This window comes from Cupriavidus sp. R6-3 (assembly GCF_059772245.1).
The window spans coordinates 1-9,180 of the sequence record NZ_JCBAJO010000185.1; the positions used below are offsets into that span (position 1 = coordinate 1).

The 9,180-nt window shown below is 66.8% G+C and carries 10 protein-coding genes; 8 read left to right on the top strand and 2 right to left on the bottom strand.

Features of this window, described 5'->3' with window-relative positions; genetic code table 11:
* The 3 genes from AC6EI8_RS20610 to AC6EI8_RS20620 all read left to right on the top strand — a co-directional run.
* Positions 1-345, top strand: a 345-nt coding sequence (locus AC6EI8_RS20610) for a peptidoglycan DD-metalloendopeptidase family protein (protein ID WP_498382743.1), incomplete at its 5' end; no start/stop codon positions are given.
* A gap of 6 nt (positions 346-351) precedes the next feature.
* On the top strand, positions 352-1,518 hold the full coding sequence (rpoS, locus tag AC6EI8_RS20615; protein WP_149319171.1) for an RNA polymerase sigma factor RpoS: 1,167 nt from the start codon (positions 352-354) through the stop codon (positions 1,516-1,518).
* A complete protein-coding gene (locus AC6EI8_RS20620) occupies positions 1,515-2,357 on the top strand; it encodes a 3'-5' exonuclease (RefSeq protein ID WP_150084092.1) in 843 nt (280 codons plus the stop codon). The genes rpoS and AC6EI8_RS20620 overlap by 4 nt, the downstream gene beginning before the upstream one ends.
* A 63-nt stretch (positions 2,358-2,420) precedes the next feature.
* Here AC6EI8_RS20620 and AC6EI8_RS20625 read toward each other — a convergent pair whose 3' ends face one another.
* Positions 2,421-3,281 carry an endonuclease/exonuclease/phosphatase family protein gene (locus AC6EI8_RS20625; RefSeq protein ID WP_498382744.1) on the bottom strand — a complete coding sequence of 287 codons (861 nt, stop codon included), beginning with the start codon at positions 3,279-3,281 and terminating at the stop codon, positions 2,421-2,423.
* 70 nt (positions 3,282-3,351) lie between these two features.
* On the opposite strand from AC6EI8_RS20625, the gene rlmD reads away from it, so the two are divergent.
* Complete coding sequence (gene rlmD / locus AC6EI8_RS20630) at positions 3,352-4,869, top strand: 23S rRNA (uracil(1939)-C(5))-methyltransferase RlmD (RefSeq protein WP_370639583.1); 1,518 nt, start codon at positions 3,352-3,354, stop codon at positions 4,867-4,869.
* A 187-nt stretch (positions 4,870-5,056) separates the two neighbouring features.
* Here the strand turns inward: rlmD and AC6EI8_RS20635 are convergent, their stop codons facing one another.
* Positions 5,057-5,761 (bottom strand): Bax inhibitor-1/YccA family protein, encoded by a 705-nt coding sequence (locus tag AC6EI8_RS20635; RefSeq protein ID WP_149319167.1) that lies wholly within the window; start codon positions 5,759-5,761, stop codon positions 5,057-5,059.
* Between the two features lie 336 nt (positions 5,762-6,097).
* Here AC6EI8_RS20635 and ndk point away from each other — a divergent pair, with 336 nt between their 5' ends.
* From ndk to AC6EI8_RS20655, 4 genes are all read left to right on the top strand, one after another.
* The gene (gene ndk / locus AC6EI8_RS20640) at positions 6,098-6,523 is read left to right on the top strand and encodes a nucleoside-diphosphate kinase (protein ID WP_149319166.1); all 426 of its coding nucleotides are present in this window, start codon (positions 6,098-6,100) and stop codon (positions 6,521-6,523) included.
* 54 nt (positions 6,524-6,577) lie between these two features.
* On the top strand, positions 6,578-7,726 hold the full coding sequence (gene rlmN / locus AC6EI8_RS20645) for a dual-specificity RNA methyltransferase RlmN (protein WP_150084095.1): 1,149 nt from the start codon (positions 6,578-6,580) through the stop codon (positions 7,724-7,726).
* On the top strand, positions 7,723-8,586 hold the full coding sequence (locus tag AC6EI8_RS20650) for a tetratricopeptide repeat protein (protein WP_223819752.1): 864 nt from the start codon (positions 7,723-7,725) through the stop codon (positions 8,584-8,586). Before rlmN ends, AC6EI8_RS20650 begins: the two co-directional genes overlap by 4 nt.
* A partial coding sequence (locus tag AC6EI8_RS20655; RefSeq protein ID WP_498382745.1) for a helix-turn-helix domain-containing protein occupies positions 8,579-9,180 on the top strand: 602 nt, incomplete at its 3' end. The genes AC6EI8_RS20650 and AC6EI8_RS20655, both read left to right, overlap by 8 nt.

Consider the following 9,180-nt stretch of genomic DNA (forward strand, 5'->3'; position numbering starts at 1 on the left):
CCCGCGCGCGGTTCGCTGCTCGGACGCTTCGACGAAAAGGGCAACAAGGGCATCGATATCAGCGGTCAGCGCGGCGATGCGGTGCTCGCCGCGGACGACGGTCGGGTGATTCACGTAGGCCCCTTGCGCGGCTACGGGAATCTTGTCATCATCAAACACAACGAGACTTTTCTTACTGCCTACGGCCACAACGACAAGGTCGTCGTGACCGAACAGGCAACGGTCCGCCGGGGTCAGAAAATTGCAGAGATGGGCAATACCGATGCCGATCGCGTGAAACTGCATTTCGAAGTTCGCAGGAACGGGAAACCGGTCGATCCGATGCGGTATTTGCCGCCACAGTGAGGGTTCATGCCACGCCAGAAAACAGTCTCCTCCGGAACCGTCAGCCGCACCCGTCGTGCCAAGCAACCGGAAGCACGTTCTGGTGTGGCACATCGTGACGGTCAAGCCGATGGCTACGATCACGATCTGGCGGCCGAGCTGATTCCCCTGACCGACGAACCGATCGCGCCCGGCGCGGGCTCGGTCGGTTTGCGCGAGACCGATCTGATGGCCGACGACGGCGACGCGGTCGCGCGCGACGATGACGAAGGCGAGCGCGAGAGCGACGAGGAAGAGGGCGCGACCGAAGCGGTCGCCACCGAGCAGGACGAATTCCGCAGCGCCCTGCATACCGAACTCGCCGCCGATACCGTTCAGCACTATCTGAACCGCATCAGCATCAAGCCGCTGCTGTCGGCTCCCGAAGAACTCCATTTCTCGACGCTGGCCAAGGACGGCGATTTCTCCGCGCGTCAGGTCATGATCGAGCGCAACCTGCGGCTGGTGGTCAGCATCGCCAAGGGCTATCTGAATCGCGGCGTGCCGCTGCTCGATCTGATCGAGGAGGGCAACCTCGGCCTGATGCATGCGATCGAGAAGTTCGATCCCTCGCGCGGCTTCCGTTTCTCGACCTATGCCACCTGGTGGATCCGCCAGAGCATCGAGCGCGCGATCATGAACCAGGCGCGCACGGTCCGCCTGCCGGTGCACGTGATCCGCGAACTCAATCAGGTGCTGCGCGCCAAGCGGCATCTGGAGAAGGGCGGTACCGACGGACGCGATGCCAGTCTCGAGGACATCGCGCATCTGCTCGGCAAGACCCCCGACGAAGTGCAGGACGTCCTCGCACTGAACGAACACACGACCTCGCTCGATACGCCGTTCGATCTCGATCCAGGCTCGAGCCTGCTCGACTTCCTGTCGGACGAGCACAATGCCGCGCCGGATCAGGAGGTCGCGCACCGCGAGCTCGAGAATTTGATGAAGCTGTGGCTGGCGCGGCTGTCCGAGAAGCACCGCTATGTCGTCGAGCGCCGCTTCGGCCTGAACCATATCGAGCCGGCCACGCTGGAAGAGCTGGCCGAGGAAATGGGCCTGACGCGCGAACGCGTGCGCCAGATCCAGCAGGAAGCGCTGGTCAAGCTCAAGCGGCATTTCGCTTCGCAAGGGGTGCGCAAGGACGCGGTTCTATGACGCCTGTGCTGGTATTCGACATCGAGACGGTTCCCGATGTCGCCGGCCTGCGCCGTCTGCACGACCATCCGCCGGGCCTCACCGATGCCGAGGTTGCGGAGCTGGCCTTCGCCGCCCGCCGCGAAAAGACCGGCAGCGATTTTCTACCCCTGCATCTGCAACGCGTGGTCGCGATCTCCTGCGTGCTGCGCCGCACGCAGCGCGACGGCACCGCGCTGTTCCACGTCGGCTCGCTCGGCAGCGAGGACGATGGCGAAGCGACGCTGATCCAGCGCTTCTACGAACTGATCGCGCGCTACAGTCCGCAACTGGTGTCGTGGAACGGCGGCGGCTTCGACCTGCCGGTGCTGCACTATCGCGGGCTGGTCCACGGCGTCACTGCGCCCCGCTATTGGGAAATGGGCGAGGGCCGCGACGACGACAGCCGCGACTTCAAGTGGAACAACTACATCAGCCGCTACCACATGCGGCATCTGGATCTGATGGATCTGCTGGCGATGTACCAGCCGCGTGCCAGCGCCCCGCTGGACGACCTCGCCAAGCTGTGCGGCTTCCCCGGCAAGATGGGGATGGACGGCAGCAAGGTGTGGGAAGCGTTCCAGCAGGGGCAGATCGGCGCGATCCGGGCCTATTGCGAGACCGACGTCGTCAACACGTATCTGATGTACTGCCGCTTCCAGATGATGCGCGGCGGCCTGACGCCACGCGAGTTCGATGCCGAGGTCGAACTGGTGCAGGAATCGCTGGCGGAACTGCCCGGGCCGCAATGGATGGAATATCTGCGCGCCTTCCAGCTGCAGCCGTCCAGCCGCGTGGCCGACGACGAAGAGATCGACTGAACAGTCGCGTCGCCGCCAGTTTCTTGCCCCTCGGTTCGTCTCCGCGTTGCTCCCGGTTGTCCCTTATTCAAAGTCCCGCAGCGACAGGAGCACCGGCTGGTGGTCCGATGCCTGCGTGCTGCCGTCGACCTCGCAACGAACCACCCGTTCCAGCAGATCCTCGGTCACCAGCATGAAGTCGCAAGCGAAGGGCGGCTCGTCCCACTGCGCCTTGTCGTAGAGCGCGCAGGTCGGCGCGTGCGGCCGGCCCGGATGCAGATGCAGCCAGGCATCGCGCCACGCCGGCGTGCCGTCGTCGAAGGGCGCGGTCAGGCGCCGGTAGGCGGTGTCACCGGGTTTGCTGTTGAAGTCGCCGCACAGGATGGCGCTGGGTGGACGTGCCTCCGGCGTGAACGGGCCGAAGCGCTGTTCCGCCGGTCCCGGCCTTGCCGCATGCCCGCAGGCCTCGGCATGCCAGGCGCGCAACGCTTCGGCCTGTGCGTTGCGTTGCAGGGCCGAGTAATACTCCAGATGCGTGCAGATGATGCGCAGCCGTTGGGTGCCGGCGATCACGGTCGCTTCCAGCGCAACGCGCGGCATCGATGCGACGGTCGGATCGGCGGGCCACGGCAGCGCATGGCGGAATACCTCGCATACCGGCAGGCGCGTCGCGATCACGTTGCCGAACTGGCGCGGCACGCCATCGGGCCCGAAACGGTCGACGCCTGGGGCGAACAGCAGATGGTAGCCGGGCAGCAGCGCGGCCAGCTCGGCCACCTGGTCCGCGCCCGGGTTGCCCGGCATCTCGCCGAAGCCGCGCGTCAGCTCCTGCAGGCACAGCACGTCGAAGTCGGCGAGCGCCCGCAGCGTCGATACGGTGCGGGCGAGATCGACCTCGCCGTCGCAGCCGCGTCCCCACTGGATGTTCCAACTGATCAGTTCCATCGCTTGCCTCCGCCGGGGCGGTTCTGCGCACGATGGCGGCATCGCTGCCGTTCCGTTCGTGCCGGTTCCGATCGCGGCGACTGGTCTACAATCGCGCTTTCGCAAAACAATACGTCAGGTCCCGCTGGTGTCTCAAGCCGTGTCTTCCCCGCAATCCGCCCCTGAGCCGGTGCAGCAACCGGCCGCCTCGCCCGCTCCCAACCGCAAGCGTGGCGGCGCCGCCGCATCGGCCGCCGGCGCCGAGGCCCAGGCCCATCCGACCGTGAAGATCGACAGCCTCGACATGGAGGCGCGCGGCGTGGGACGGCTGGTCAACGAGGACGGGACGCCGGGCAAGGTGATCTTCGTCGAGGGTGCGCTGCCGGGCGAAACGGTGGCCTACCAGAGCTATCGGCGCAAGCCCAGCTACGAGCAGGCGCATCTGGTCGAGGTCCGTGAACCGTCGGTAATGCGGGTGCAGCCCGGTTGCCCGAATTTCGGCGTCTGCGGCGGCTGTTCGATGCAGCACCTCGACGCGCGCGCCCAGCTCGCGATCAAGCAGCGCGTGCTGGAAGACAACCTGTGGCACCTCGCCAAGATACGGCCCGAGATGGTGTTCCGGCCGATTGCCGGACCGGATTGGGGCTATCGCTACCGCGCCCGCCTGACGGTGCGCCACGTGGTCAAGAAGGGCGGGGTGCTGGTCGGTTTTCACGAGCGCAAGAGCAGCTATGTCGCCGACATGACGTCGTGCGAGGTGCTGCCGCCGCATGTGTCGGCGATGCTGGTGCCGCTGCGCGAGCTGGTGGCCGGGCTGTCGATCCGCGACCGCATGCCGCAGATCGAGCTGGCCGTCGGTCAGGATGTCACCGCGCTGGTGCTGCGGATCCTCGAGCCGCTGAACGATGCCGACCGCGACCTGCTGCGGGCCTTCGCCGACCGCCACAACGTGCAGTTCTGGCTGCAGCCCAAGGGCCCGGATACGGTGGTGCCGTTCTATCCGCTCGATCGTGAACTGGCCTATACGCTGCCGGAATTCGGCATCCGCATGCCGTTCAAGCCGACCGATTTCACCCAGGTCAACCATCAGATCAACCGCGTGCTGATCAAGCGGGCCCTGCGGCTGCTCGACGCCCAGCCGGGCGACCGGCTGCTGGACCTCTTCTGCGGCATCGGCAATTTCACGCTGCCACTGGCGACGCAGGGGCGGGAGGTGATGGGCATCGAGGGCAGCGAGGCGCTGACGGCGCGGGCGCTGGCCAACGCCGAATACAACGGGCTGGCGCACAAGGTCGGCTTTGCCTGCCGCAACCTGTTCGAGGTCAGCGCCGAGGACATTTCGGCGCTGGGCCGTTTCGACCGCTGGCTGGTCGATCCGCCGCGAGAAGGCGCGCTGGCCGTCAGCAAGGCGCTGGCCGAGCTGGCGCAGGCTGGCAGCGACGTGCTGCCGGGCCGTATCGTCTATGTGTCGTGCAATCCGGCCACGCTGGCGCGCGACGCCGGCCTGCTGGTGCATGAGGCCGGCTACCGGCTGCGCGGCGCCGGCGTGGTCAACATGTTCCCGCACACCTCGCACGTGGAGTCGATCGCGGTATTCGAGCGGGCCTGATCGGGCGATCCTCGGGGCGGTTGTCCGGGGCGATGGGGGCGGGCGATGGGGGCGAGCGATGGGCGGCGAGATTGGCCGGGACCATCGGCCCGAACCGCCGGCCCGGGGCCAGCGACAGGGCAACCGCGTGGGGCAATAAAAAAGGGCCGGCATTGCCGGCCCTTCGTCATGGCGGTGAGGCGGTCGCCTATTCGCGGCTGCCGCCGAAGATGCCCAGCAGCGCCAGCAGGTTGACGAAGACGTTGTAGACGTCCAGGTAGATCGCCAGCGTCGCCGTGATGTAGTTGGTCTCGCCGCCGTTCACCACGCGCTGCACGTCGTACAGCATGTAGGCCGAGAAGATGCCGATCGCGATCACCGAGACGGTGATCATCAGCGAGGGCAGCTGCAGCCAGATGTTGGCCACGCTGGCCAGGATCAGCAGGATCACGCCGACGAACAGGAACTTGCCCAGGCCGGAGAAATCGCGCTTGCTGACCGTGGCGACGGTCGCCATCGTGGCAAAGACCGCCGCGGTGCCGCCGAACGCATACATGATCAGCGCCGGTCCGTTCGAGAACTGCAGCACCGAGCCGATGATCCGCGACAGCATCAGGCCCATGAAGAAGGTGAAGGCCAGCAGCAGCACGACCCCCATGGCGCTGTTCTTGGTCTTCTCGATCGCGAAGAAGAAGCCGAAGGCGATCGCGAGGAACAGGATCAGCGACAGGCCCGGGCTGGCGGCCATGAAGCTGAAGCCCGTCGCCACGCCGATCCAGGCGCCGAGCACGGTCGGCACCATCGAGAGCGCCAGCAGCCAATAGGTATTGCGCAGGACCCGATTGCGGACGGTGACGGCTCCCGCCGTCGCGCCGGCATTGCCGAAACCATAGGTATTCAGCTTGTCGTTCATGATGACTCCTCATTCAAAGGGCGGTGCCGGAAGCGCCGGCGGACACCTCGCCAATGTGGCATCGTCCTTGCACGATTGCAAGTGCAGAGTGATTTACCGAGCACTAAAAATCGCGAAACCGTCGAGGAACAGATGAGGCGCTTTCGTTGCCTTGGATCAGCCGGGCGGCCCGGTGTTCCCGTCCCTTTGTCCCATATCGCGGCGACCGTGCGCCGCGATAATCTGCCGGACGCCGCCCCGATCGTTTCGCCGCCGCCGGCTCTCGAAACGATTGGGGTCTCGTGCTAGAATCTTGTGTTTCCCAATTTGGTAACCCCTTCATTTTTCGGAGTTTTTATGGCGATCGAACGCACCCTGTCGATTATCAAGCCGGATGCCGTGGCCAAGAACGTCATCGGTCAGATCTACGCCCGTTTCGAGGCCGCCGGCCTGAAGATCGTGGCCGCCAAGATGGCGCACCTGTCGCGCGGCGAAGCCGAGCAGTTCTACGCCGTGCACAAGGAGCGTCCGTTCTTCAAGGATCTGGTCGACTTCATGATCTCGGGCCCCGTGATGATCCAGGTCCTGGAAGGCGAGAACGCGATCGCCAAGAACCGTGAGCTGATGGGCGCCACCGATCCGAAGAAGGCCGAGAAGGGCACGATCCGCGCCGATTTCGCCGACAGCATCGACGCCAACGCCGTGCACGGCTCCGACGCGCCGGAAACCGCGGCCGTCGAAGTGTCGTTCTTCTTCCCCGGCATGAACGTTTACTCGCGCTGATTGTCTGGCCTGAACCCGGACACTAGACTGCTACCCGAAGCCCCCGCTGCCGTCATGAACGCTCTCGTCAACCTGCTCGATCTGGATGCGGACGGGCTCGCCACGTATTGCGGCGAGCTCGGCGAGAAGCCGTTTCGCGCGCGGCAGCTGCAGCGCTGGATCCACCAGTTCGGCGCCAGCCAGTTCGACGAGATGTCGGACCTGGCCAAGTCGCTGCGCCAGAAGCTGGCCACGCGCGCCGAAATCCGCGCGCCGTCCGTGATCACCGACCACGTGTCGGCGGACGGCACGCGCAAGTGGCTGCTCGACGTGGGCAACGGCAATGCGGTCGAAATGGTCTACATCCCCGAGGAAACGCGCGGCACGCTGTGCGTTTCCTCGCAGGCCGGCTGCGCGGTCAATTGCCGGTTTTGTTCGACCGGCAAGCAGGGCTTTTCGCGCAATCTGACCACCGGCGAGATCATCGGCCAGCTGTGGATGGCCGAATTCGCGATGCGCACCCAGCTGGGGCGCGGCCCGAAGGACGATCGCGTGATCTCGAACGTGGTGATGATGGGCATGGGCGAGCCGCTGCTGAACTACGACCAGGTCGTGCCGGCGATGCGGCTGATGCTTGACGACAACGCCTACGGGCTGTCGCGCCGCCGGGTCACGCTGTCCACGTCCGGCGTGGTGCCGATGATGGACCGCCTGGCCAAGGACCTGCCGGTCGCGCTGGCGGTGTCGCTGCACGCATCGAACGATGCCCTGCGCGACGGGCTGGTGCCGCTGAACCGCAAGTACCCGCTGGCCGAGCTGATGGCGGCCTGCCGCCGCTATCTGGAGTTCGCCCCGCGCGACTTCATCACCTTCGAATACTGCATGCTGGACGGCGTCAACGACGGCGTCGAGCATGCGCGGGAATTGTTGAAGCTGGTGGCCGACGTGCCATGCAAGTTCAACCTGATTCCGTTCAATCCCTTCCCCGAATCGGGGCTCAAGCGCTCGAACAACGAGCAGATCCGGCGTTTCGCCCAGGTGCTGATGGACGCCGGCATCGTGACGACGATCCGCAAGACGCGCGGCGACGATATCGACGCCGCCTGCGGCCAGCTCGCCGCCGAGGGCCGCGTGCAGGATCGCACCCGGCTTGCCGAGCGCGGCCGCTTCGGCAAGATTCCGCCGGTAGTGGCGGCGCCGGGCGGGGAGGCGCGATCTGCATGAGGCGTCTGCCTGCCGGTCTGCCCGCCGTGGTTCTGGCCGGGCTGGCACTGCTGACGGCGTGCCAGTCGACGGGCACATCCGGCACCCGGGCCACCCCGGGACAACAGGCGCCGCAGGCACGGGACGCCAGCCCGACACCGGCGGATGCGCGCGAGCGCGCCGCGCTGCGGCTGCAGCTGGCCACGCAATATCTGCAGGCCGGCCAGGGCGCGATCGCGCTCGATGAGGCCCGACAGGCGATCGCGCTCGATCCGGCCCTGACCGATGCCTATCACGTCCAGGCGCTGGCGCAGATGGCGCTGCGGCGGCCCGCCGAGGCCGAGCAGAGCTTTCGTGCCGCCCTGTCGCGCCGCCAGGACGACGGCGATCTGCTGAACAACTATGGCTGGCTGCTGTGCGAGCAGGGGCGCTACGCCGAAGGCCTGGCCCAGCTGCAGCGCGCGGTGACGGCCGCGGTGACGGCTTCTTCGTCCGGCGGTGCAGCCAGGATGCTGACCAGCCTGGGCGCCTGCCAGCTGCGCCAGGGCGATCTGGAGTCGGCGCACCGCAGCCTGACCTCGGCGCTGGCCCGGCCGGACACGACGGCCGCCGCGGATTCCGCGGACGCCGCGACCCGGGCCGCCGCGCACACGCAACTCGGGCTGCTGTATTGGAAACAAGGCGATCTGCCGCGGGCCCGCGCCGAGGTGGCGCAGGTCAATGCAGGACGCTTCGCCACTCCGGCATCGCTTTGGCTGGGCGCGCGCATTGCGCACCGCGAGGGAGACGCGGCCGCACAGCAGGCATTGCTGGCGCAATTACATAGGCGCTTCCCGGACTCGCGGGAAAGCGCATACCAACAAGGAGCACGGGATGAATGAGCACGAGCGCGCCGAGGGCCAGGCCGTCTCGACCAATGCGAGCGGCAGCGCCAACGCGGTCGCACAGGAGATCGGCGCGAGCCTGGCGAAGGCACGCGCGGCCCAGGGGCTGTCGATACACGACGTCGGTGTGCGGCTGAAGGTGCCGGCGCAGAAGGTCGATGCGATCGAGTCCGGCAATGTCGACGCCTTGCCCGATCTGACGTTCGCAAAGGGTCTGATGCGCGCCTACGCGCGCCTGCTGCAGGTCGACATCGACGCCTTGCTGGCCCGTTTCCATGCCCAGGCCGCGCCGCCGGCGCCCGAGGTGGCGATCCGCCGCCAGGGCAGCCTGAACGCGAGCTTCGACGACCGCCGGCGCTTTCGCAGCAGCGGCACGTCGGGTACCGGCGGGCGCTGGGTCTGGCTCGCGCTGGTCGCGGCCGTGGTCTGTGCCGGCGCCCTGTTCGGCGTCGACCATGTCAAGCAATGGCTCGATGCACGCGAGCAGCAGTTCACGCAATCCGGCGCGGAAACGGCGGTCGAGACCGAATCGGGCACCTCGGGCACCGTGACCGCGGTGCTGCCGCATGTGATGGGCGGCGCCGCCAGCGA